This is a genomic window from Bartonella sp. B17 (assembly GCF_053795755.1).
Window position 1 is genome coordinate 454,022 of the sequence record NZ_CP200032.1, and the last position, 23,926, is coordinate 477,947.

General features: G+C 38.5%; 24 protein-coding genes. 11 read left to right on the forward strand and 13 right to left on the reverse strand.

Annotated elements, in window-relative coordinates; translation table 11 throughout:
- Positions 1-86 precede the first annotated feature (86 nt).
- On the forward strand, positions 87-1,703 hold the full coding sequence (gene purH, locus V4B18_RS02075) for a bifunctional phosphoribosylaminoimidazolecarboxamide formyltransferase/IMP cyclohydrolase (RefSeq protein WP_455476192.1): 1,617 nt from the start codon (positions 87-89) through the stop codon (positions 1,701-1,703).
- A 566-nt stretch (positions 1,704-2,269) separates the two neighbouring features.
- On the opposite strand, the gene V4B18_RS02080 is transcribed toward purH, so the two are convergent.
- Complete coding sequence (locus V4B18_RS02080) at positions 2,270-3,055, reverse strand: SURF1 family protein (protein WP_455476193.1); 786 nt, start codon at positions 3,053-3,055, stop codon at positions 2,270-2,272.
- A 260-nt stretch (positions 3,056-3,315) separates the two neighbouring features.
- On the opposite strand from V4B18_RS02080, the gene rpmB reads away from it, so the two are divergent.
- Both rpmB and V4B18_RS02090 read left to right on the forward strand, forming a co-directional pair.
- Positions 3,316-3,609: a 50S ribosomal protein L28 gene (gene rpmB, locus V4B18_RS02085; RefSeq protein ID WP_455476194.1), complete on the forward strand. Its 294-nt coding sequence runs from the start codon at positions 3,316-3,318 to the stop codon at positions 3,607-3,609.
- Positions 3,610-3,722: 113 nt separating this feature from the next.
- Positions 3,723-4,388, forward strand: a complete 666-nt coding sequence (locus V4B18_RS02090; RefSeq protein WP_455476195.1) for a VUT family protein — start codon at positions 3,723-3,725, stop codon at positions 4,386-4,388.
- Between the two features lie 186 nt (positions 4,389-4,574).
- Here the strand turns inward: V4B18_RS02090 and cobT are convergent, their stop codons facing one another.
- From cobT to V4B18_RS02105, 3 genes are all read right to left on the reverse strand, one after another.
- Positions 4,575-6,473: a cobaltochelatase subunit CobT gene (gene cobT / locus V4B18_RS02095; RefSeq protein WP_455476196.1), complete on the reverse strand. Its 1,899-nt coding sequence runs from the start codon at positions 6,471-6,473 to the stop codon at positions 4,575-4,577.
- A gap of 14 nt (positions 6,474-6,487) precedes the next feature.
- Complete coding sequence (gene cobS / locus V4B18_RS02100; RefSeq protein WP_455476197.1) at positions 6,488-7,474, reverse strand: cobaltochelatase subunit CobS; 987 nt, start codon at positions 7,472-7,474, stop codon at positions 6,488-6,490.
- Positions 7,475-7,652: 178 nt separating this feature from the next.
- Positions 7,653-8,273 (reverse strand): J domain-containing protein, encoded by a 621-nt coding sequence (locus V4B18_RS02105; RefSeq protein ID WP_455476198.1) that lies wholly within the window; start codon positions 8,271-8,273, stop codon positions 7,653-7,655.
- A gap of 101 nt (positions 8,274-8,374) precedes the next feature.
- Between V4B18_RS02105 and V4B18_RS02110 the strand changes: the two genes are divergently transcribed.
- Entirely contained in the window at positions 8,375-8,653 is a 279-nt protein-coding gene (locus tag V4B18_RS02110) for a BolA family protein (protein ID WP_455476199.1), read from the forward strand.
- A gap of 22 nt (positions 8,654-8,675) precedes the next feature.
- On the opposite strand, the gene V4B18_RS02115 is transcribed toward V4B18_RS02110, so the two are convergent.
- Together V4B18_RS02115 and V4B18_RS02120 are read right to left on the reverse strand one after the other, a co-directional pair.
- Complete coding sequence (locus V4B18_RS02115; protein WP_455476200.1) at positions 8,676-9,644, reverse strand: tyrosine recombinase XerC; 969 nt, start codon at positions 9,642-9,644, stop codon at positions 8,676-8,678.
- A gap of 9 nt (positions 9,645-9,653) precedes the next feature.
- Positions 9,654-10,475, reverse strand: coding sequence for a SapC family protein (locus V4B18_RS02120; protein WP_455476201.1), 822 nt, complete (start codon positions 10,473-10,475; stop codon positions 9,654-9,656).
- Positions 10,476-10,599: 124 nt separating this feature from the next.
- Here V4B18_RS02120 and rimM point away from each other — a divergent pair, with 124 nt between their 5' ends.
- The 7 genes from rimM to V4B18_RS02155 all read left to right on the forward strand — a co-directional run bounded on the left by rimM (position 10,600) and on the right by V4B18_RS02155 (position 16,431).
- Positions 10,600-11,247, forward strand: a complete 648-nt coding sequence (rimM, locus tag V4B18_RS02125) for a ribosome maturation factor RimM (protein ID WP_455476202.1) — start codon at positions 10,600-10,602, stop codon at positions 11,245-11,247.
- Positions 11,210-11,908 carry a tRNA (guanosine(37)-N1)-methyltransferase TrmD gene (trmD, locus tag V4B18_RS02130; protein WP_455476203.1) on the forward strand — a complete coding sequence of 233 codons (699 nt, stop codon included), beginning with the start codon at positions 11,210-11,212 and terminating at the stop codon, positions 11,906-11,908. The genes rimM and trmD overlap by 38 nt, the downstream gene beginning before the upstream one ends.
- 210 nt (positions 11,909-12,118) lie before the next feature.
- Positions 12,119-12,559, forward strand: coding sequence for a 50S ribosomal protein L19 (rplS, locus tag V4B18_RS02135; RefSeq protein ID WP_455476204.1), 441 nt, complete (start codon positions 12,119-12,121; stop codon positions 12,557-12,559).
- 419 nt (positions 12,560-12,978) lie between these two features.
- Positions 12,979-13,380, forward strand: a complete 402-nt coding sequence (gene sdhC / locus V4B18_RS02140; RefSeq protein ID WP_455476205.1) for a succinate dehydrogenase, cytochrome b556 subunit — start codon at positions 12,979-12,981, stop codon at positions 13,378-13,380.
- A 20-nt stretch (positions 13,381-13,400) separates the two neighbouring features.
- The gene (sdhD, locus tag V4B18_RS02145) at positions 13,401-13,787 is read left to right on the forward strand and encodes a succinate dehydrogenase, hydrophobic membrane anchor protein (protein ID WP_455476206.1); all 387 of its coding nucleotides are present in this window, start codon (positions 13,401-13,403) and stop codon (positions 13,785-13,787) included.
- Positions 13,788-13,792: 5 nt separating this feature from the next.
- Positions 13,793-15,637 (forward strand): succinate dehydrogenase flavoprotein subunit, encoded by a 1,845-nt coding sequence (gene sdhA / locus V4B18_RS02150; RefSeq protein WP_455476207.1) that lies wholly within the window; start codon positions 13,793-13,795, stop codon positions 15,635-15,637.
- A gap of 14 nt (positions 15,638-15,651) precedes the next feature.
- Positions 15,652-16,431, forward strand: coding sequence for a succinate dehydrogenase iron-sulfur subunit (locus tag V4B18_RS02155; protein ID WP_455476208.1), 780 nt, complete (start codon positions 15,652-15,654; stop codon positions 16,429-16,431).
- 1,405 nt (positions 16,432-17,836) lie between these two features.
- Here V4B18_RS02155 and virB11 read toward each other — a convergent pair.
- The 7 genes from virB11 to V4B18_RS02190 form a co-directional block, all read right to left on the reverse strand.
- On the reverse strand, positions 17,837-18,898 hold the full coding sequence (virB11, locus tag V4B18_RS02160) for a P-type DNA transfer ATPase VirB11 (RefSeq protein ID WP_455476209.1): 1,062 nt from the start codon (positions 18,896-18,898) through the stop codon (positions 17,837-17,839).
- Positions 18,873-20,057 (reverse strand): type IV secretion system protein VirB10, encoded by a 1,185-nt coding sequence (gene virB10, locus V4B18_RS02165; protein ID WP_455476505.1) that lies wholly within the window; start codon positions 20,055-20,057, stop codon positions 18,873-18,875. Before virB10 ends, virB11 begins: the two co-directional genes overlap by 26 nt.
- The gene (gene virB9, locus V4B18_RS02170; RefSeq protein ID WP_455476210.1) at positions 20,057-20,854 is read right to left on the reverse strand and encodes a P-type conjugative transfer protein VirB9; all 798 of its coding nucleotides are present in this window, start codon (positions 20,852-20,854) and stop codon (positions 20,057-20,059) included. Before virB9 ends, virB10 begins: the two co-directional genes overlap by 1 nt.
- A 13-nt stretch (positions 20,855-20,867) precedes the next feature.
- The gene (locus tag V4B18_RS02175) at positions 20,868-21,569 is read right to left on the reverse strand and encodes a virB8 family protein (protein ID WP_455476211.1); all 702 of its coding nucleotides are present in this window, start codon (positions 21,567-21,569) and stop codon (positions 20,868-20,870) included.
- The gene (locus V4B18_RS02180) at positions 21,566-21,709 is read right to left on the reverse strand and encodes a TrwH protein (RefSeq protein ID WP_455476212.1); all 144 of its coding nucleotides are present in this window, start codon (positions 21,707-21,709) and stop codon (positions 21,566-21,568) included. The genes V4B18_RS02175 and V4B18_RS02180 overlap by 4 nt, the downstream gene beginning before the upstream one ends.
- 222 nt (positions 21,710-21,931) lie before the next feature.
- Positions 21,932-22,777 carry a type IV secretion system protein gene (locus V4B18_RS02185; protein ID WP_455476213.1) on the reverse strand — a complete coding sequence of 282 codons (846 nt, stop codon included), beginning with the start codon at positions 22,775-22,777 and terminating at the stop codon, positions 21,932-21,934.
- Positions 22,778-23,029: 252 nt separating this feature from the next.
- Entirely contained in the window at positions 23,030-23,887 is an 858-nt protein-coding gene (locus V4B18_RS02190; RefSeq protein ID WP_455476214.1) for a type IV secretion system protein, read from the reverse strand.
- Between the last annotated feature and the right edge of the window lie 39 nt (positions 23,888-23,926).

The window sequence follows — 23,926 nt, forward strand, 5'->3', positions numbered from 1 at the left end:
GTATTTTGATAAAAGCGTGTGCTATAAGTGCATAAAGCATGTTCTGCTTAAATTTTAACTATCTTATTTCTTAGGATTTCTGTGCTATGGGTGTTGCTTTAAAAAATATCCCCACGCCTGATCTTCATCAGGTTCGTCGTGTTCTTCTTTCTGTGTCTGATAAAACAGGTTTGGTCGCGTTTGCACAAGCACTTCGCACTTACGGTGTTGAATTAATTTCTACAGGTGGAACAGCAAAAGTTTTAATGAATGCTGGTTTGCCCGTAAAAGATGTTGCCGAAATTACTGGATTTCCAGAAATAATGGATGGACGTGTCAAAACACTTCATCCTTTAATTCATGGTGCTTTATTAGGGGTAAGGCAGGATCCAAGTCACGCGGTTGCTATGGAAAAGCATGGCATTCATGGAATTGATCTTTTGGTTGTTAATCTTTATCCCTTTGAAGAAACTTTCAAATCTGGGGCTGATGAACAAACAATTATTGAAAATATTGATATCGGTGGACCAGCAATGATTCGCGCCGCAGCAAAAAATCATGCTTATACTGGTGTTGTAACAACGGTGAGCGATTATGATTTAGTTTTGAATGAATTAAAGCAGCATGGTGGGCGTTTAAGCTTTTCTATGCGACGTCAGTTAGCGATGCGTGCTTATGAGCACACCGCTGCTTATGATGCGGCAATAGCAGCGTGGTTTGCACAAGATCTAAAAATTGAAGCGCCGTCTTGGCAGAGTTTTTCTGGTCATCTTAAAAGTGTCATGCGCTATGGAGAAAATCCTCATCAACGGGCAGCACTTTATCTCAATAATGACAAACGCTTTGGCGTTGCAACAGCTCAACTTTTGCAAGGTAAGGCTCTTTCTTATAACAATATAAATGATACTGATGCGGCATTTGAACTTGTGGCAGAATTTGATCCAAAAAGAACTGCTGCTGTTGCTCTTATTAAACATGCAAATCCTTGTGGTGTCGCAGAAGGACGAAGCGTGAAAGAAGCCTATTTGAAGGCTCTTATGTGTGATGATGTTTCTGCATTTGGTGGAATTGTTGCTTTAAATCAGCCTCTTGATGAAGCATGTGCTGAAGAAATTGTGAAAATTTTCACAGAAGTGATTATCGCTCCTGATGCGACAATGACTGCACGGAAAATCATTGCACAGAAAAAAAATCTTCGTTTGTTGATTACTGGGGGGGTACCCGATCCACGTTGCGCAGGGATGGTTGTTAAAACGCTTGCAGGAGGAATTTTGGTGCAATCACGTGATAATGTAGTTGTTGATGACCTTAAACTGCAAGTGGTAACAAAGCGGGCTCCAAGCAAAAGTGAAATGCGTGATCTTCAATTTGCTTTTCGTGTGGTCAAACATGTTAAATCAAATGCTATTGTTTATGCAAAAAATAGTGCAACAGTTGGAATTGGTGCTGGCCAGATGAGTCGCGTCGATTCAGCTAAAATTGCTGCGCATAAAGCGGAGGAAAGTGCACGAAGAGCAGGTTTAACGCAATCTTCTACTAAAGGCAGCGTGGTTGCATCGGATGCATTTTTTCCTTTTGCAGATGGTTTATTAGCAGCTGTGGAGGCTGGTGCAACGGCGGTTATTCAACCAGGAGGATCAATGCGTGATGAAGAAGTCATTGCTGTTGCTGATGCTCATGGCTTAGCCATGGTTTTCACAGGTGTACGGCATTTTCGCCATTGATGGTTTGATTTTTATTAAGATGAATTTTGGGTATGACTTCCTCACGTTGCAGATGCATGTTCGTTATAAAATTATAGTGCTGACATTTTTTGTAGTTTGCTCTATGATTTTTCTCAAAAGCTGTAACATGAAGTTTGGTTAAAGAGTATCAATATTCTGTTTTCTTATCATAATTGTTGGTGCTGTTATCGTTTAACGGCAATGCATGCCTATTATCATTCTTTGAATATATGCACATAATGATTTTGCTATTAATTGTGGTGATGATTCGGTTTTGTCGCGTTGTTTGCATGAGCTTTGTTGATTTTTGGTGAGCTCTTAATGATGTGTTTATTGTCAATTATTATCTGATATTTGCTCGCTAAATTTTATTGTGGGTTAGAAGATTTTTAACGGGGCAGGGCGGTTATCTTTTTTAGGCTGTTTCTTTCAGATAAACGTGTATCAAAATATGCAATATTTTTAATAGATTGCTTGGATAATTGCTTTATTATAAAGAATGCGCTTTTTAAAGTAAAAAACACTTAAGAATCTGTTTAAAAGTTCGGAGTGTTTGTTGTATTTTTTTACTCAGTTTTTTGTAGTAGCAGAAGTATGTAGGCACCCAAAATTCCAGCAGCTAAGATAAACCACGTAATAGCGTAGGTAAGATGATTGTTGCGAAAATGTACGACAGTAAGACCTGCAATGGGAAGATCTTTTTGCGAAGCCGTTTGTTTTCTTGCATCAATGAAATAAGGCGCTACGATAGACGTAGACAGACCAAGTTTTTGCGCCATAGCGGGGAGGTTGCGTGTGTGCCACAGGTTACGATCGGGATTGTTTTTGCGTGGAAAAATACCCTCTCTTTCACTCATACGCAACAGACCTATGATTGTGGTTTGTTCTGTGTCTGTAGTAGGATCTTGGTCTGATGTATGCGATTGTTCTGCATTTTTAAAGTCATGCTGTGCGCTCATGGGGATAAAACCACGATTTATGAAAGTTAGTGTTTTATCGGCTGTTTGCAAGGGGGTCAAAACCCAGTAACCACTTGTATTTTGAGCAACGGCGATGACAAAAATACTTTTATCTTTCAGAAGTTTTCCCGTGATGACAACAGGCAGATATTCATCTTTCTCAAAAGTAACTTGCGTCCACAGATTTTGGGAAGGTGCTTCTATGGGAGGTAAATGAACACGTTCATTAGCATTGGCAATAAGATTTGTTTTCCAGCTTAATCGTTGTATTTGCCATACACCCAGCGCACTGAAGATGAGAAAGAAACAAATACAAAAAGTACCAAACAAGATAGAAGAAAAACTAATGCGTTTGTGTTTAAGCTCTGTCATAGAAAGATTTATCTTTTCCACTATTAATAATTTATTTTAGCACAGTAAGCGTTTAAAAAAAACATTTTCTACATTTCGGTTATAGGATAAGATAGGAAAATTAATCGATAAGGGAGTGCAAAAAGCTTTATAAAAGGCTTGACCTTTTATTGCCAACATCCTATTAGAAATATAAATTTCCCGATTGTGCCCGTTCAAGGTAGTATATTTTGCGATCTGCTTTCATTTTGTTTTGCTGGGGTTGGGATATAAGAGTTTTTTAGAGTTTTAAAGGTGAAGTTATGTCTCGTGCTTGCGAATTGACAGGAAAAACGGTTCAGTATGGTAATAATGTTAGCCATGCAAATAATAAAACTCGCCGTCGTTTTTTACCAAATCTTTGCAATGTGACATTGATTTCGGAAGTATTACAGCAAAGTTATCGTTTGCGTATTGCTGCAAGCGCCTTGCGTTCTGTTGAACATCGCGGTGGTCTTGATAGTTTTTTGATGAAAGCTGATGATAAGGAATTGTCACAGCGGGCGCGTTTGTTAAAACGCCAGATTGTTAAGAAAAAGGCTGAGAAAGCAGCGTAATTGCTTTTGTTTATCGCAAAAGGTGGAGTGTTGGCTCTCACTCGTTTTAGAGAGCGTGGTTTTTTGCTGTTTGATTGCTGTATTTAACTAATCTTGTTACCTAGGGTGAAAAAATGTCCTCAGCATACAATTTTTCATTAAAACAGCAAAAGAAGAGATATATTATTTTTTCTAGCTTTGCGATGTGTTTTGCTGTGACCATTTCCAATATTTTGGTTCAGTATCCTGTCTATTGGTTTGGTTTGAATGAGCTTCTGACTTATGGTGCTGTTACATATCCGATTGCTTTTCTTATTAATGACTTAACCAATCGTTTTTATGGTCCAGCTGCAGCACGGCGCGTGGTATATGCTGGTTTTTTTACTGGTTTTTTTGTTTCTTGGATATTGGCTACGCCGCGGCTTGCAATTGCTTCTAGTTTTGCATTTTTATTTGGACAATTCCTCGATATTATCGTTTTTTCTCCTTTGCGGCGTAAAACATGGTGGAAAGCGCCTTTAGCAGCTGCACTGGTTGGCTCAGCTTTGGATACGGTTTTGTTTTTTGCTCTTTCCTTTTCTAGCTTTTTTGCTTTTATTGATCAGATAACAGGTTATCCTGATAGCTCTATTTTGGAGAGTGCTATTCTTTTTGGCATTGAAGTTCCAGTTTGGCTTTCACTTGCTTTTGGTGATTTCTTTATAAAAATTATTATGAGCTTGTTCATGCTTATTCCCTATGGAACAATTCTTAGCAATTTTAAACTCCCTCTTTATCAAAGAAGCTCAAACGACAATTAGTCTTTGGTTTGTGATAAAGAATAATATTTATTTTTGTGTTTTTAAAAATAGAGAAAGTTTTGCGTTGTACTTCAGTAAGCTAGTATTTATTGTTTTAGAGACATGTTTGCTGTAGACATTTTCATATATATGCATGTTTAAATATTTAAATTGGTTTAAAAAGTTGCTGACTTAAGGAGTTTGTTCTCAAAATTTTTTATGAAGATGGCGCTTTTTATTGCTAAAGAGCTCTGCTAACTGTTCTGTTATAGCGTCAGCTAACTCTTCGGCACTCATAATTGTGACAGCGCGTTGATAATAACGTGTGACATCATGACCAATTCCAATAGCGATGAGTTCAATAGGTGAATGTTTTTGGATTTTTTGAATCACAGCGCGCAAATGTTTTTCAAGATAACCGCTAGAATTAACAGACAATGTTGAATCATCAACAGGGGCTCCGTCAGAAATAACCATGAGAATGCGACGCTGTTCACGTCGTGATAAAAGGCGCTGATGAGCCCAAATCAGTGCTTCACCATCAATATTTTCTTTCAGTAGACCTTCTTGCATCATTAGACCTAAATTGCGCCGTGCACGACGCCACGGTGTATCAGCACTTTTATAGATGATATGACATAGATCATTAAGGCGTCCAGGATTATTGGGTTTATTTTGGTTGAGCCACTTTTCGCGCGATTTTCCACCTTTCCAAGTTTTGGTGGTAAAGCCCAAAATTTCAACTTTGACGCCACAACGCTCTAAAGTTTGCGCCAAAATATCTGTGCAACTTGCCGCAACAGTAATTGGCCGTCCCCGCATTGATCCTGAATTATCAATAAGCAGTGAAACAACGGTATCTCGAAATTGGGTATTGCTTTCCATTTTGAAGGAAAGTGGTTGCATTGGATCAATAATAAGGCGTGGAAGTCGTGCTGTATCGAGATATCCTTCCTCCAGATCAAAATTCCAACTGCGATTTTGTTGTGCCATAAGGCGGCGTTGTAGGCGGTTTGCTAAGCGTCCAACAATGTTTTGAAGATGATTGATTTGCTTATCAAGATAATGACGCAAGTGATTCAGCTCGCTTTCAGAACAGAAATCGGTCACTTCTAAAATTTCATCAAATTGACGGGTAAAAATTTTATAATCAGCAAGCTCTTCCATCTCTTCCGAAATAGCAAAAATACGTTTGGATTTACTCAGTTTGTCTTGCTTAAAGTTCTCTTGCTCTTCATTGGCTTTATCATTATTATTTGCTTGTGTTGCTTGCGTTTTTCCTTCGTCTTGTATATCACTTTCTTGTTCAGTGATTGTTGGCTCTTTACTTTCAGCGTGTTTTTCGTTTTTGCTTTCTTTTTCCGCTTGGTTTTGAGGTTCACACCCGCTTTTTAATTTTTTATTGTTTTCACTATCAGAGGTTTCTTCTAGTTGAACCGTCATTTTTAGCGCAACAAGCATTTGGCGGACAATTTGTGCAAAAGCATGTTGGTTGTGCACATGACATGTAAGTTCGTTCAGCTCTGCTGCTGCTTTTTGCTCAATTGAATGGCGCCATAATTCCAATACTGCTCCAGCCTCTTTTGGGGGAGGGTGCTTTGTTATCTTTTCACGTAATAAAAGCGCAATTGCTTCTTGAATGGGAGCTTCATTCTGGGTGCTAATTCTTTGATAATGTGCTCTTTGATATTTATCGGCGAGCATGATATCAAGATTTTTTGCAATTCCTTCCATGGCTAAAGTGCCGATTGCTTCAACACGTGTTTGCTCGAGAGCATCAAAGATGGCACGCGCTTCTGGTTCTGTCGGAGCAAATTGCATGTGGATGCGACTATCATGCCATGCTTTTCGTAAAGCCATAGAATCACCTAATCCACGGGTAACGGTTATATCTTTATCAGTTGTTTGTTGTGGAAGTTCTGGCAAACGTGCGCAATTTTCGTTCAATGATGGCCTGTAATGGCCAAAGAAAACTTCAAGACTGTGTGTGCCAGCGATTGCACGGATACAAGTAGAAATGGCTTTTTTAAAAGCGTTAGCATTTAGGGTACTGTTAGGAAGAGTATTTATCAGATTTTGGTTGTTGTCATCAGCTTCTGCAGCCATGATTGACGTATCCCTTAAGGCAAAACACTGTGAATCATTGATTCGGGAAGCTCTTGTCCAAAAGCACGTTGATAAAACTCTGCAACAGTGGCACGTTCAAGTTCATCACATTTATTGAGAAAGGTTAATCGAAAAGCAAACCCAATATTTTGAAAAATTGTGGCATTCTCTGCCCAAGTAATAACGGTTCGTGGGCTCATGACTGTTGAAAGGTCGCCGTTGATAAAAGATTGGCGTACCATATCAGCAACGTGCACCATTTGTGAAATTATCTTTTTTCCTTCAGCTGTTTGAAAAGATTTGACTTTGGAACAAACAATATCAACCTCCTTATCATGAGGTAAATAATTTAATATTGTGACAATGGACCAGCGATCCATTTGAGCTTGGTTGATTTGTTGTGTGCCATGATAAAGCCCTGTTGTATCACCAAGACCAATGGTGTTTGTGGTAGCAAAAAGGCGAAATGCTGGGTGAGGGGCGATGACTCGGCTTTGATCAAGTAAGCTCAAGCGTCCAGAGGCTTCAAGGACGCGTTGGATAACAAACATAACATCAGGTCGACCTGCATCATATTCATCAAAAATAAGTGCAACATTGTTTTGATAAGCCCACGGCAAAATACCTTCTTTAAATTCAGTAATTTGCAAGCCATCTTTTATGACAATGGCGTCTTTTCCCACTAAATCAATGCGGCTGACGTGACTATCTAGGTTAATTCGGATACAAGGCCAGTTAAGGCGTGCAGCAACTTGTTCAATATGTGTTGATTTTCCCGTGCCGTGATAGCCTGAAACCATGACACGACGGTTAAATGTAAAGCCTGCTAAAATTGCTAAAGTCGTTTGTTGATCAAAAAGATAATCGGGATCTAAATCAGGAACATGAGAGCCCTTTGAACTAAAAGCAGGTATTTGCATATCCGTATCAATATTAAAGAGATCGCGAGCGCAGAGCGTGATATCAGGCAATTTTTCAACTGTAAGTTTTATTTCTGTCATTATTTTTCTGGAAAAAAGTACGCTATTCATTTATTTATTAGAAAACGATACAAGAGTTAGAGCACTTATGCAATGCTCTATAAGAGAAGTTGGGGGTATGAAAGAGATACTTTTTTGCTGTTTTTAAAAAACAATAACAGCCTGAAATGAGCGCGCGTTTGTATTGGTGCGCGCTTTGTTAGCATAGGCCAGATTTTTTTAGTAAATTATAGGCGTTTAAGACATTGCGAAAGCGTTCTTCTGAAGAACGGTTTCCACCATTGGTATCAGGGTGATGTTTTTTAACCAATTCTTTATATTTCATTTTAATATCTTCAGCTGAAGCATTTGCTTTTAGTCCCAATGTATCAAAAGCTTTAGCTTCTAAAGGCTTTAATCTTCGTGAAGAATTGCTGGTTGAATGACGTTGGGTAAATAGAGTGAATGGATCGCGCATGCGGTTTTGATAGGCAGCAGTTCCAGAGCGAATTTTTGCATAACTCGTAGCTGCTTTTTTCGACATGCTATTGTTCAGATCAGTCGGCCATGTTGGACGATGTCCTGTGAGAGCGTCCTTTTGAAACTTTGCAATATCTTTATCACTCAGATTAGAGAAGTAGTCAAAGTTCTTATTATAAGCACGTACATGATCAAGGCAAAAATGCAAATATTGTCCTTCATAATTTCGGCCTGCCGGTGCTTTATGAATTCCTGCTTTTTCACAGCCTTCCCACTGACACTGCTGCGTGTGCGATTCAGCCTGTCTTTTTTTATTAGAGCTGATTCGAATTGAATCAAATAATTTAGATGTTATTGCCATATCTTTGATGTATGCAAAATCGATTGATTTGACAAGAATTGACTTTTGAAAAATTTATTTGATGATGAATAAGACTCACTATACTTTGTAAAGGAACAAAAATGCCTACTGTGATTCAAACAATAATTACGGAAAAACTCCAAGATGCTTTTTGTCCTAAAAAGCTTGAAGTAATTAATGAGAGTCATCTTCATGCGGGACATCCTCATGAGGAGCATGCTTTTGATGGTAATGGAGAAACGCATTTTCGGGTAAAAATTCTGTCTTCTTCTTTTTCAGGAATGACGCGTGTGGAGATACATCGAGCGATTTATAAAGTTTTGCAGAAAGAGTTAGCAACACGTATTCATGCTTTGGCGCTTGAAGCTGATTCTATTTAATATGATTTTTATCTAACAATTTTTAGGCGCGTGGGTGCGCTTTTTGGTAAATTTCCAATAAGCGCTCGGTGTCGATGTGGGTATAAATTTGCGTAGTAGATAAGCTGGCATGGCCGAGAAGCTCTTGAATGGTGCGCAAATCTCCTCCACGTGCCAAGAGATGAGTCGCAAAAGAATGGCGGAGTGCATGGGGTGTTGCAGTTTCTGGCAAATCAAGATGTGCACGTAAATTTTGAATGGTTCGCTGGATAATGGCTGGCTGCAAAACACCACCGCGGGCTCCACGAAACATTGGTTGGTTATCCGTTAAAGGGTATGGACAGCATTTAAGGTAATTTTTGACTGCTTCGTAGACGATTTTTATGAGAGGAACAAGGCGCGTTTTCCCTCCTTTCCCAGTGACGAATAAACTCGTTTTTTCAGGATCAGAAAATTGTTCTGGTGTGAGCGCTAGAGCCTCTGATATCCGCATTCCACAGCCATAAAGAAGCATGAAAATAGCAGTGTTGCGAGCTGTAATCCATGCTTCATTTTCCAATTGATTTTTTTGTTTGACGATATGAAGTGCTGATTTTACAGTCAAAGGTCTTGGCAGCGATTTTGGTTGTTTTGGGGTTCGGACAAGTTTAGAAGCAGGGACATTAACGATCCCTTCGCGAGATAGGTAGCTAAAGAAAGAGCGTAAACCCGCCATTTCTCGGCTTAAAGAGCGGGCACTTATATTATGCATGCGGCGATATGCTAAATAAGCGCGAAAATCAATTACGCGCAAATTGCCAAAATCATTAAATGTCGGCGTATGTCCGAGATGTTGACAGAGAAAAAACAAAAATTGTCGTGTATCACGTTCATAGGCTTCTACTGTTTGTGCAGCCATGCGACGCATTTGTGTAAGACCGTCAAGCCAGCTTTTCCTTGCATCCAAAACAGCATGATCCGCTGGAATCAGAGAGATATTTTTGTTTTTTTTACTGTCACTTTTTGTGGGCATTTCTAATTTTTAATTAAGAGTTTCTTTCTTTTTAGAATCTTCATTATCGGAATGATTGTCATTGTTTTTAGATGTTATTTCTTGAGTTGCAATGTGATTTTCACTTTTTAGAGTGAGTATTTTTAAAAGATTATTCATTGACATAAGGTGTGCAAAAATTTTTCCCAAAAAGCCGTTTTTATGGAGCTTAGCAAGCTGACTGGCTGATAATTTATTCAATTTTTCTTCATCAACAATCCAAAAATCTTCTAATTGTGCTGAAAGACCTTTGTCATTTTTTACATTAATTGATTTTTGGCTCAAAAGATCCATTTCTACAAGAGTATCAATAAATTCAGAGGTTTTTTCCATAGCGATTTTAAAGCTTTCAAGAAACTGAATGCGTTCTTCCATAAAGGGAGAAATAGATCCATCTGAATTAAAAAGCTCTGTTCCTGCAACTTCATTAAACATGCCTGATTGTTGATCAAAACAAACAGAAAGTTCTTTTTCATTAGGAATTTGTGCAAGAACGAAAGGATAGCGACGCACAAAAGCGGGAATATAAGTATTTTGTTTCCAACTTTTGTCGGAGATGATATAATCATTTTCGTCGTTGGAAAGACCAACAAGAGCAGCAGATGTATAGTGCCGTTTTTTTTGGTCATCTTCTGCAGACATAAACAAAATTGGATAGTCTAGAGCAGCTTGAAAATATTCGCTACTTGCTAAAGGAACCCAGTGAGTATTCTTGGCAAAGGACATATCGCTTGGAGGGGCGAATTTTAGATTTTTGTGGGTAATTTTGTTGATTGGGGTAACTTCTTTGTAAAACAGCATAATGTTTGCCATGAGACTTCTCCTTTTGTTAATTTATTTTTGTTACCAAGAAAAGTCTTTTTAGAAGATTTTGATATGGCAACAGAATAGAAAGTTACAAAGTTCAAGGATTCGTTTTTAAAAGACGATATTTTGCATGGAAGATAATAAAAAAAAGCTTAAAAATAAAGTCTATCTTGCTATTATTGGTTCAGCACATGGCATAAAAGGGCACGTTTTGGTTAAAATATTAAGTGCTGAGCCGCGACGTTTAAAAGATTATGGTGTTCTTTATGATGATACAGGACGTTCTTATGAGATTGTAACGTTTCGCGTGCAAAAAAATAAAGCCAATACCGCGATTGTAGGTTTTAAAGGGATTAGAGAGCGTAGTGTTGCTGAATCTTTAAAGGGAACTCACCTTTATGTTATGCGCGATCAATTGAGTGATGATTTGGACGAAGATGAATTTTATCAAATAGATTTAATTGGGCTTCGTGTTCAAGATTGTAAAGATCAAATTTTAGGTGAGGTCAGTGGTTTTTTTAATTTCGGGGCTGGTGATTTGCTTGAAGTGCGCTTAGAATCGCACAAAGTTGTGCTTATTCCATTTAGTAAGGCGGCGGTGCCAAAAATTTGTGTTGCTTCTGGTTTTCTTGTTGTTGATCCCATAGCATCTGGTTTAAGCGATAGAGAAGAGAATCAAAAGGGAAGCTATGGTTTGAAGAAAAAAATGAAGGTGCAAAAAAAAATAAGAGAATGCGAAAATGGGGTTTCAAGCGCGTGTAGTAACACTTTATCCTGAAATGTTCCCTGGATTTTTGGGTTATTCTTTAGCCGGCAAAGCGTTAGAGCGGGGAATATGGTCGCTGGAGACGGTACAGATTAGAGATTTTACCTTTGATAAGCATCGCAGTGTTGATGATACACCAGCCGGTGGTGGTGCGGGTATGGTGATGCGGGCGGATGTGTTAGCTGCTGCACTTGATAGTTTTCCAAGTGATTCGCCAAAGCTATTAATGAGCCCGCGTGGGCGCCTTTTTAATCAAGCTTATGCGCGTTCTTTAGCACTTGATTCGGGAGTGACATTGGTTTGTGGACGTTTTGAAGGTGTAGATGAGCGAGTTATCGATGCGCGAAAATTGGAAGAAGTATCCATCGGTGATTACATTCTTTCAGGTGGGGAAACAGCAGCATTGGTTATTTTGGATGCTATCGTGCGCCTTTTACCTGGCGTTATGGGCAATGAGGTTTCTGGAAAGTATGAAAGCTTTGAAAATGGATTACTTGAGCATCCCCAATATACACGTCCTTCTGTTTTTGAAGGGGCTGGCATTCCACCAGTGTTGATGTCAGGACATCACAAAGCTATCGCTGATTGGCGTCAACAACAAGCTGAATTGTTAACACGTCAACGTCGCCCTGATCTTTATGCTCTTTTTGACAAAAATCGTCGGAAAACTTGATTCATTGTGCAAGATGGTGTATTGCACAGCGAACTTCGAGAGAGTTTTTCCGTAAAGGGCTTTTGTAAATCCAAAATTAAAATTGAGGGATGGTGTATTCGCTCCTGTGTAAAGCATAGCTTAAAGAGCTTCTCTTTTGCTGCGTGAAAAGGCTTTTTGAGCAAGAGTTGAGCGCTCTGACTGTTCAAGAAGAATATAAAGGATAAGAATATGAATATTATCGCACAGCTTGAAGCTGAACAATGTGCAAAAATTGAAGAAAAACGCCAATTACCAGCGTTTCAGGCAGGCGATACTGTGCGTGTCTTGGTGCGTGTGACAGAGGGTACGAGGACACGTGTTCAGGCGTATGAAGGTGTTTGTATTGCACGTTCAGGAGGTGGTTTGAATGAAACCTTTACAGTACGAAAAATTTCTTATGGTGAAGGTGTGGAGCGTGTATTTCCTATTTATTCTCCTTTGATTGAAGGTGTTGAGCTTGTGCGCAGAGGTAAAGTTCGTCGTGCAAAGCTTTATTATCTTCGTGCTTTAAGAGGTAAAGCTGCCCGTATTGCTGAAAAGAGAGATTATCGGAAAAAAGATGCGAAAGTTGTCAAAGGCGCAGAAGAAAAAACTGTTGCAGAGGATGTTGCAAAGCAAACTGCCCAATAATTGCTATCACCAAAAATTTACGAGAAAGCGGCTTTTACGTCGCTTTTTTTATATCGTCAATATATATGTTTGCGATTATAGACTCAGTTAAATGTTAAAACTTTTAAGATATTAGGGCATTGATATTAGCAAGTAGAGCTAAGTGCACTTGAAAAAAATGCGTGTTTATATCTTATAAGCGATGTTAGACCTTTGACGTGCAGGAAAAATTGTACTAAATTAAGGCGAGTTTTATGGCTTTTGTCTGTAAAGCAATCGGTTTTTTTATGCGCGACCTTTAATCCGTTATTTGAGATAACCGACCTGTAAGTATTGGTTATTGAGATGCCAAGAAAGTGGAAACGATAATGCACTTGGTCATTTTGTGAGATTTTCTCGCTCATGATGCTGTTGCAGTAAGAGTCAGGTCAGGATATTTTATGACAGAGACAATTAGGATAAAAGAGCGCCCTCGTTCCCCTCATATAACTATTTATCGTTGGTCTATCACTATGGCGATGTCAATTTCGCATCGTATCACTGGTATAGCGCTTTATTTCGGGATGGTATTTTTTGCTATTTGGTTAATTTCTATTGCCTGTGGAGCTGAAGCGTTCAGAACGGTTAATGAGATTTATGGTTCTTTCTTTGGGCTTTGTATTTTGTTCCTTTATACGCTTGCTGGAGTTCATCACGTGGTTGGTAGTGTTCGCCACATTGTTTGGGACATGAAGCCTAGCCTTTTGGTTAAAGAAAAAGCAACGTTAACGGCTTGGGCGACAGTTTTTATTTCTCTTGCTATTACTTTAACAATTTGGATTATTGGCTATAGTGTTGCATAAGTTGGGGGATAGAAAAAGGTATGAAAAAAGATTTTCGAACAGAACTTGGAAAAGCGCGTGGATTGGGAAGTGCGCATAGAGGGACAGAGCATTTTTGGCTAGAGCGTCTGGTAAGCTTTCTTAATTTGCCATTTTTAGTATTTTTCATCGTTTTTATTCTCTCACTGGTTGGAAAAGATTATAGCGTTGCGCATGCACGGCTTGCACATCCTGCTATCGCTGTTGTGATGATATTGATGACTGTGTCAGTCCTTTATTATATGAAACTTGGAATGCAGGTTGTTATTGAAGATTATATTCCACGTGAAGATGTACGAATATTATTTTTGGCGTTTAATATTTTATTTTGTTTTGTTCTGGGCGGCATAATTATTTTTTCTCTTTTAAAAATTGCATTAGGGGGTTAAACAATATGGTGGGCACAGGATCATCTCTGAATGCTAAAGCAGGTAATGCCTCCTATCACTATGTAGATCATAAATTTGATGTTGTTGTTGTTGGTGCAGGGGGGGCGGGCTTGCGTGCAACACTTGGTATGGCTGAACAAGGGTTAAAAACAGCATGTATCACAAAGGTTTTTCCAACGAGATCGCACACGGTTGCAGCACAGGGCGGTATTGCAGCATCGCTTTCGAACATGGGGCCTGACAATTGGCAATGGCATTTGTACGATACGGTAAAAGGCTCTGATTGGTTGGGAGATACCGATGCAATGGAATATTTGGTGCGTAATGCACCAGCTGCAGTGTACGAGCTGGAACATTATGGGGTTCCTTTTTCGCGCACAAAAGAAGGTAAAATTTATCAACGTCCTTTTGGGGGACATACAACAGAATTTGGAGAGGGACCGCCAGTCCAACGCACTTGTGCTGCCGCAGATCGTACTGGCCATGCAATTTTGCACACCCTTTATGGACAAAGCTTAAAGCATAATGCACAATTTTTTATTGAATATTTTGCTATTGATTTGATCATGACTGATGGGGTGTGTACGGGCGTTGTGGCATGGAATCTCGATGATGGTACAATTCACCGTTTTTCTGCCAAGATGGTTGTTCTTGCAACGGGTGGGTATGGACGTGCTTATTTTTCCGCGACATCAGCTCATACATGTACAGGTGATGGGGGTGGAATGATTGCGCGTGCTGGACTGCCACTTCAAGATATGGAATTTGTTCAATTTCATCCTACGGGCATTTATGGTTCTGGGTGCTTAATCACAGAAGGCGCTCGTGGTGAAGGAGGTTATCTAGTTAATTCTGAAGGCGAACGCTTTATGGAGCGTTATGCTCCTTCCTTTAAAGATTTGGCTTCACGTGATTTGGTTTCACGCTGTATAACGCTTGAAATTCGTGAAGGGCGTGGTGTTGGGTCGAGAAAGGATCATATTTATTTGGTTCTCAACCATATCGATCCTGCTATATTGCATGAACGTTTACCTGGAATTTCTGAATCAGCACGGATTTTTGCTGGTGTTGATGTGACAAAAGAACCTATACCTGTCATTCCTACGGTTCATTACAATATGGGAGGGATTCCTACAAATTATTATGGGGAAGTTTTAAATCCGACAGCTGATTCACCTGATCGTATTCAACCAGGGTTAATGGCTGTAGGTGAGGCGGGGTGTGCTTCCGTTCATGGTGCTAATCGTTTGGGTTCAAATTCACTAATTGATCTTGTCGTTTTTGGGCGTGCAGCTGCAATTCGTGCAGGTGAAGTGATTGATCGTAACGCAGATATTCCACCTATTAATGAGAGTGCTGTTGATGTGATTATGGCGCGTTTTGATCGTTTACGTTTTGCTAAAGGGAAAACGCCTACAGCTGTATTGCGTGAAAAAATGCAACGCACTATGCAGGAAGATGCTGCTGTATTCCGTACAGCAGATTCTTTGCAACAGGGGTGTCAGAGAATAACTAAAATCTGGGAAGAACTGTCTGATCTTAAAGTAACAGATCGTTCGCTAATATGGAATTCTGATTTGGTTGAAACATTAGAACTTGAGAATTTGATGGCTAATGCCATTGTAACTGTTTATTCTGCACAAGCGCGTTTGGAAAGCCGGGGAGCCCATGCGCGGGAAGATTATCCAGAGCGTGACGATAAAAATTGGCGTTGTCATACGCTTTCGCATTTATCAAAAGATGGTAAAGTAACGCTGTCTTATCGGCCTGTTCATGTAGATCCGTTAACATCTGAAGCGGATGGTGGTATCAATTTAAAGCGTATTGCGCCTAAAAAGCGTGTTTATTAAGGGGAGAATGAATTATGGTACAAATTAAGCTTCCCAAAAATTCTCAAGTTAAAACTGGAAAAGTTTGGCCTAAGCCTGAAGGTGCTACTCGATTGACGGAGTTTCATGTTTATCGTTGGTCGCCTGATGATGAGGAAAATCCTCATCTTGATACTTATTATGTGGATCGTTCAGCTTGTGGTCCGATGATTCTTGATGGGCTTTTGTTTATCAAGAATCATATTGATCCGACTTTGACATTTCGTCGGTCGTGCCGTGAAGGGATATGTGGTTCTTGTGCAATGAATATTGATGGAACCAATACATTGGCTTGTACTAAGGGTATGGATGATGTGAAGCATCCAATTAAGGTTTATCCTCTTCCTTCTATGCCAGTTGTTAAAGATTTAGTTCCTGATTTAAAGCATTTTTATGCGCAGCATCGTATAATTGAACCTTGGTTGCAGACTGTTTCGCCTGAGCCTGCAAAAGAATGGTTGCAAAGTTATTCTGACCGCCAAAAAATCGATGGTCTTTATGAGTGTATTTTATGTGCATGCTGTCAAACATCATGTCCGAGTTATTGGTGGAATGGTAATCGTTACTTGGGTCCCGCTGTTTTGCTTCAGGCCTATCGTTGGATTGCTGATTCACGTGATGAAATGCACGGTGAGCGTCTTGATAATTTAGAGGATCCTTTTCGGCTTTATCGATGCCATACCATTATGAATTGTGCGCAAACTTGTCCAAAGGGTTTAAATCCAGCTAAAGCAATTGCTGAAATTAAAAGACTTATGATTGAACGCCACCTTTAAAAATTTTATCGCTTCAATGAGGATAAAGTGAGAGTCCATAAGATATTCTTGTTGCATGCTTTTTATGCTCTTCGAACTGTGTTGCACGAGAGTTGATTTATATTTTATGAAGACTAAAAAGTGTCTATCACCGTATTAAAAGGCCAGATATTCTTTTTGATTGCTGTTGGTAGTTGGTTAAGAAAGATATTTTTAATGATAGGTTAAGAAGGTGAATAATGCGATGTTTCTAGATGGGGACAACCGTCATAGAAAATATGTTTAATTTTGAGGGAATTTCATGGATACTAATCTTATATTCTCTCATCTATGAATAGATATTTTTACCTTGCGTTGAGTTGCTGCTTTAGTTGTTTTGTTGCCTTTGAGTCATTTAATTTTTTGCTTGCCTAAAAGTTTTATAGCCTTATTCAGACGACAAAAAATGTTTTATAATCTTATTTTCGACATGAAAGATAAACTTTACAGCAAGTATCAGTGACGTAATTAATCAATATTTACTGTTTGTATTCTTTCCGACAATGTAACGAAGATATTTTGCTCATTTTTCATAATTTTTTGCAAGCATAGTATAGATTATAATTTTCCAAGTAGGATTTATGCAAAAAATTAAATTACTCCGCTGGTTGGGACATGATTTGCGACCACACAAAGCTATTGTCGCGTAAAAAAATTCAAACTGTGATAATATAATCTTGTATTAGTGAAGCAAGACAATCGATCTTAAGATACTCTTAGATACCAGTTTTGTTGCAACAAATGGGGTTTAGTGTAGCGTATAGGGAAGGGTTTCAATGGTAATCGTTTGCTAATTATATAATCAATGGGATAATTCGCTATACTATTCTATCAATCATCGAGTTGGAATGTATCTTATTTATGTTTATGTTAAATCGTAGACTGCATAGAGCTATCTATGATCGTAGATTCTGCATGAAGAGTATTTAATCAGAGATCAGAAGATGATAGTTAGCTAAAAATGGAACATAGTATTTCTGAAAGATCAGCTATTGTCTCTTCTGTAAAGTAATTCTTTATGATTGCTAAGTGATGATGTTTTTTAATGTTTTTCTTTGATGTGTGCTTTGAGCGCTATTTTTTATATTAGGAATATTGATTCCGCAATAGTTATTCACCTTCATTATTATAGAATACGCAGTTGCAAAAACAATCATAAGAAGTTTTTGCAAACAATGGAATGCAAAAGTAATAGAAGTTTTGCGTATAATTTAGACAAATAAAGTAGCATATCATTTAGCTTTTACTCTGTGATTTTTGGTAAGAACATCAAAAAGGTTGAAAGGAGAGTAGAGGAGAATTATTTTGTGCAAATTAAATAAAAAAGCCGTGGCAATTCACACGGCTTTTATTGGTTTTATAATATTTTTAGAGAAGCTATATCAACTTAAACCAGTTTTGATTTCGCAAAAATCGGATCATAAAAAACTTCAAAAAGCTTTCGATTTTTAAAAAATAACACTACATCAACAGTAGTATAAAGAACGCGCTTTATCATTTGTATATCGAGTTGACGACCAATTTCTGATCTTTTGATCAATGTGGCGCATCGTTCAAATGTTTGCAAAGCACTATTAGCGTGCGTTGTTGTAATTGATCCAGGATGCCCAGTGTTTAGCGAGTTGAGATATTCCCATGCCTCGTTACCACGCAACTCAGCAAGAAAGATACGATCAGGTGATTGGCGCATACACGCATCTAAACATTCATCAGCTGAAACACGGTCTGTGCTATTACCATAGATCATATGTACATGGTTAGGATGATTTGGCAGAAAAATCTCATGAACATCTTCAATCGTAATAATACGTTCTTCTACTGGTACTTTTTCAATCAAGGAACGAGCAAATGTTGTTTTACCTGATCCTGTTTTACCTGCGATGATGATATTACGTTTATAAAGTATGCATTTTTCTAGGAAATCAATAATTTTTCCATCGCGTTTGAGCTGTAATAATTGAGCTTCAAATGGCTCCAGCCGTGTAAAATCATGCTGCAATAACAGGTTATTTACTTCTTGTTCTGAAGGTTTATTGAAGCTCACATCAGTAAAATCATCAAATGTACCTTCGTCGTTGAGATCTTTTAGTGTCTTAACGATCAAGGAATGTTTACGGATCACAAAAGATATCGTACCATTGAGAACAGCTGGTTCTTGTATAATCGTACCACGTTGTCCTCCAGGAAGCAGCACATAATTAATACTTTTGGGAGCCATACCATTATAAACGATAATGGCTGTGATAAGCGTTTGTAAAAAAGAATCCGTTAGCTCTGGTACGCTATGTACCTGCCATCCCTTGAAATTTTTTGTCCATATTTCATGGGGACGGCAGATTGACAATTCAGTAATTTCTGGATCTTCTAAAAACTGCTCAAGCGGTTGCAGAAGTTGTGCAACTGCTTGATCTTTCTTTACTTGATTAACGTGTAACGAGGCTGTAGACATCACTGAAATCCAAGTCGCGGGCGACAAGAATATTAATTCTCTCACCTTGGTTTTTATAAAGTGTTGGTGCAATATTGATCGTGCTTTGCAAGACGTCTGTTATAATCGTTTCAGCGTTTTGCACGCTCTGAGATTGCGGCGTTTCTTTTCCTTTACCTTCTTTTTCTTTTCTTTCTTGACTAAATTTACTTATTTGGCCTGTTACCCAATCTCCCAAATCACCGATTATGCTAATCATGATTGCGCCGCTAAATCGTTCCCAAAAATGGCTATCAATCCAACCACCAAGACCCGCTTCTCCAAGAGGACCAGTTCCAGGTGAGTCAAGATGGACAATAACACCAGAAGGTGTTTCAACACGAGACCATTGTATGAAAACACGTGCTTGTCCTTGTTGTAGACCACTTTGATAAAAACCTATGACTTTAGAACCACGATCTAACAGAATAACTCGGCCGCTTGTAGAATAGACATCACGTGTTAAATAACATGTTGTCATTCCTGGCTGTGTTGTGATGAGCTTTGTCTCTAGCACGCAATCCATCTGCGTTCCTTGCGTGATCAATAGGTCACGGTTATGCAATTGAGCTGCATGTGATTTACTTAATCGCATAGGTTGTAGCCTGTCTGATAACATGCCACTATCTCTATCGTTAGATGTCACTGAGTGATCTGAAGAGCTTTCACCGCTGTTAAGACCTGAGTGCAACATACGCTGGCGAGCTAGTATTTCAGAATCCCTAATTAATTGTGATGGAATAGTTGTTTGCAGAAGTTGAGCTAGAGATGTTGGAATATCTTGTTCTTCTTCTTCGGTCTGTGTTGTTTTTTTTAATTCTTCCGCGACTTCTGGCTCTTCTTTGATTTGAGAAGCGATTCGGGGAGTATAACTTGGTATAACTTGCTGCACTGTTTGTGGTTGTTTTTCTTCCTCAACACTTTCAGTATTGCGCATTTTCAAAGCTTTCCAAGACAGCATAACTGGTATTGCTATTATGACGATAGTTCCCACGAATAGTAATGCACGCACACCAGGAATTTTAGGGCGACGTTCTAGATCTAGCTCGGAGCTGCCATAAGCTCCTTCAATATGTCTTTGCTCAGTGTTGTTTAATTTTGTGTCTATGTTAATTTCATCCCCTTTCTTACTGCCAAACATCATTTTTCTCCTTTATTAATACGATGAACTACCGAGGATACGGTTCCAGTTGTGTTTGGTACACCATGGGGATCATAAGCTTCATTGAAGACTGCTAAAACACTTTTGCCAAGTCGTATAATCCATTTCGGATTGATTTTGTGAACAGCGATAATATCATTGGAATTGCCTACGATAGTACGTGGTATTAAGCTTTCGTTGCCCTCAGGATCCACTACGTAAATTGATGGCATATCCATATTGGCGGAAAATTTAAAATAAGTAATACGTCCGTTGTCCCAAACGTTTATCGGAGCAATATCTTGGTTTCCGCTCATGGTGTAGCTAAGGTTGTATCCCTTGGCTCCTTTATGAAAACCGTGTTCAATAGAAGCACGCTGTTTATCTTCATCTAATTTTTTGACACCTGTATCGGGATAATGGAAAGCTAATTCATAGGTTGATCCAGCACGATCGTTGCGAAACTGTAGCCGGAATTTGTAGCTGCGCTTATCAGTAACAACTATGAGGTTTGTATTGGCGAGTTCTGCTTTTGGTTTAATGAAGATATGTCTTCCTTTATGGGCAAAAGCATATGCATCAGAATCACCAAAAGCATGAGTGATATATTGCTCACCTTCTTCAAGAATGATGTGGGTTGCTACACCAAGAACAGTTTCAATCTGAACTACATCATCTAAATTATAAGTCACGTAGCGAATGCGATGATCATACTGTGAATTTGATGGGATTTTAAGCGCTTGCACGGGCATCGTATAAAGCGAGGATAGTAAAACAACAAACGCAAGTTTTTTCATAATAATCACTTCCTCAATTATTTAAAAGTATTTCCGAGTCAGTACGATAACTTGTAACTTGGAAACCAAGGGGGTTAAGCAATCGATCAGATGATTTCATTGGCGCACCAACATAGGTATATCCAATCGTTGCGATTTGGTGGTGTTGTGGTCCGTCAACTGTTCCATTGCTGCTGACTTGTTGTGTCGTAAAACGTACCGTTGCATGTCCAAGTCCATTTTGTTGAATTGAGCGGACTTTAACTGTGATGCGTGCTTTATTGGAAAGAACTTTATCGCGCGCATTTTCACCATCATAAATTTTATAAAATTCTTGTTGGACTTCTGGTGCACTTAAAAGTGCTGTCGTATCATAGTTGAGCTGAACAGTGTTGTAGTCGTATGTTTCACGGTTTAGCACGTATTGATTAAGCCAATATCTGTCCACAACTTCGCCATAAGTGTCTTCATGTTCACGCATAACAGAGATAACATCGACTGCGCCTGTTGTATTATCAACACGTAATACCAAAGGTGTTGGAGCTGGTTGGAAAAAACCAATTACTCCGCATATCATGCCAAGCAATCCCAAAATACCAATGGCACCAGCCACCCGCCATGCTGTCTTACGCGACTTTATAAATTCACTAATGAGCTCACGTTCCAACCCTTTGCTTTCTTCATAATAAGTGTTGAGTCGTTCGGCTTTCACTGGTTTAAATTCCTTTTTTGTCATATCGCTTCTCGCTGAATTTCTATCGGGACTGTTTTATTTACAGGTACTCGCTTCCAATTGCTTGGTTGTTTTGGCTTTGGAGCCAATGTGCAAGCCGACAAAAGATTTACAATCAAAACCATAAAAATGATTGATCTCATTTTAATATTCCTCTTTTTCGACCATTAGATTCTGTCTAACATTTTTTTATCACTATTTCAATTTTGATTAAAAATATAGTGTATGATTGTTTTAATTTTTTTTATTTATTTGTCGCTTTTAAATTTTACCATAACGTGGGTATGTTTTTCCCGCGCTACGGGATATTTTGGTTATTTTGTCATACGATCTTCTATGTACGGGAAGTATTGCCTCTTCCTGCACTAGCTTCCACTGCCATAGAGGTGTTTAAATGTAATGCCTTTTGCCAAAGCATTTGCGATGCTTGACAATTTTAGCAACAACACAATGGAAAGAATGGACAAGGAAAGAGCGCCACCGAGCGTATAACTCACATTTTGTTGACCATCAAACTTAAAATCTGCCATGTAATTTGCAAAAATATCCATCATAAAACCAAACACGGCAGCTAAAAGAACAATGAGAATGATATAGCTGAATAATTGAGCTGTCCATTGTTCAAAAAGACGATAAGTTGGTTGCCAGAGCAAAGCAATGATGAAGAAAGGTCCAAATCCGATGAGAAGTATAAGTGCAATTTTTGCTAGCAAAATGAATGCACCGCCAATTGCCACTAAAAAGCTTGTTGCAAGCAAAATAAGGGTACCCAAAATTCCATAAAGAAATCCATCAGAACTCAAGAAAGCAGTTTCTTCGAAAGCTTCAGCTGCTCGCTTGAAGCCTTCGGTAGCAGCTCTGTCAATTAAACTATTTAACTGCGTGTCTGTTGATGGATGTATTATCAGCGCTTTTGATAATTCGTCAGGTATGTCCTTTATCAAATATGCAAGTTCTTGCTGATAAATTCCTCCAGTTAATGCAATTGAAGTAATAATGCTGACCCTTAGAAAACGATTCACAAAGCCGGTGAGAGGCATATCTATTGCACCACGAATAATAAGCCATCCATAGATGATAAAAGCGAGGGTGATACTTACTGATACTATAGGGGTAATTGTAGTGATCACTCTTGTTGTAATGTCTGTGATGTAAGTTTTTATTATACCATCAACTTTAGCAAAAAGTTGCGTGAACATTACGAAATCCATGGCGTTTCTCTTTAATGAATTTTCATTGTTTTGTTATCCTGTGACAAAAGGCACATGTTGTGCATTATATTCGCATTCATACAATTCGTCACAGAGTAGCAAGATCACTTAGGGTGACTTATGTTTTCCGTGCTATCCCACTGAATTGTCGGGATAATACTGAATATTATATGATATTGTACACTGGCTTTTTATTTCTGTAAGCAAATGAAGTATACAGTATAAGCGCAATGTTAATCATAAAAAACTTCATTACGTAGATCTTTTATACCGTATAGCAGGCATTTTCATATTTTTACTATTAAGAATTTTCGCATTACGAGTGAGTTTTTGCTGGTTGATAAGTATTTTCTCAGCATTACGTTGATGCAAGATCATTTGCAGTTTCGTCGCTTCATTTTGGATCATCGTTAATGTGCCGATAATACGCGCTTGCAAATCAGCAGCGTCTTTAAGGTTGCTTGTTTTGTCAACTTGTTTTAATAGCTCTTCAATTTTTTTAAAACGATTTTCTGTTTCTTTAAAAGCTTGTAAACTTACGGTTTGATCCATTTCCGCTGCATATTTACTGCGTTCATTAATAGATTCACGCATAACATTAGCAGAATCATTATGAAAATTATTTTTTTCTTCAACTACTTTAAACAAATCTGAAATGCTGTTAGCAACTTCTGCTTGTTTATTTTTATCATATATGGATTGTGGATTTTTAAAAAAAAGGCTATTGTTATCTCCTTTCTTTGCTTTATTTGCACTAGAAGCTGCCATTATTGATGCATACATTTTTTCCAATTGTCTGAGCTGTTTTTTTGATACATCAAGTTGTTCCACTGTTATATTATTAATTGTTATACCATTAGAAGAAGATCTGGAATTAGAATGATTGGGAGAAGAAGGTTTAGAATCAGAATTATGAGAAGAGTACCGCTGTTCTCTCGGATGATAATGTGAGCTAGCGCCATAACCACCACCAAGTTTTCCGAACTCTATACTATCCAAGCCATTTCCAAAACTACCGACGTCATTTCTAATATAGATGTCATTTCCTAAAGCTAAATTTGGCATTCCTAAAACGACACTTATTACCGTTGTAACAATAAGTTTTTTCATCTTCTTCTCCTTATGGCTTTCATACAGTGCAGAAAGACT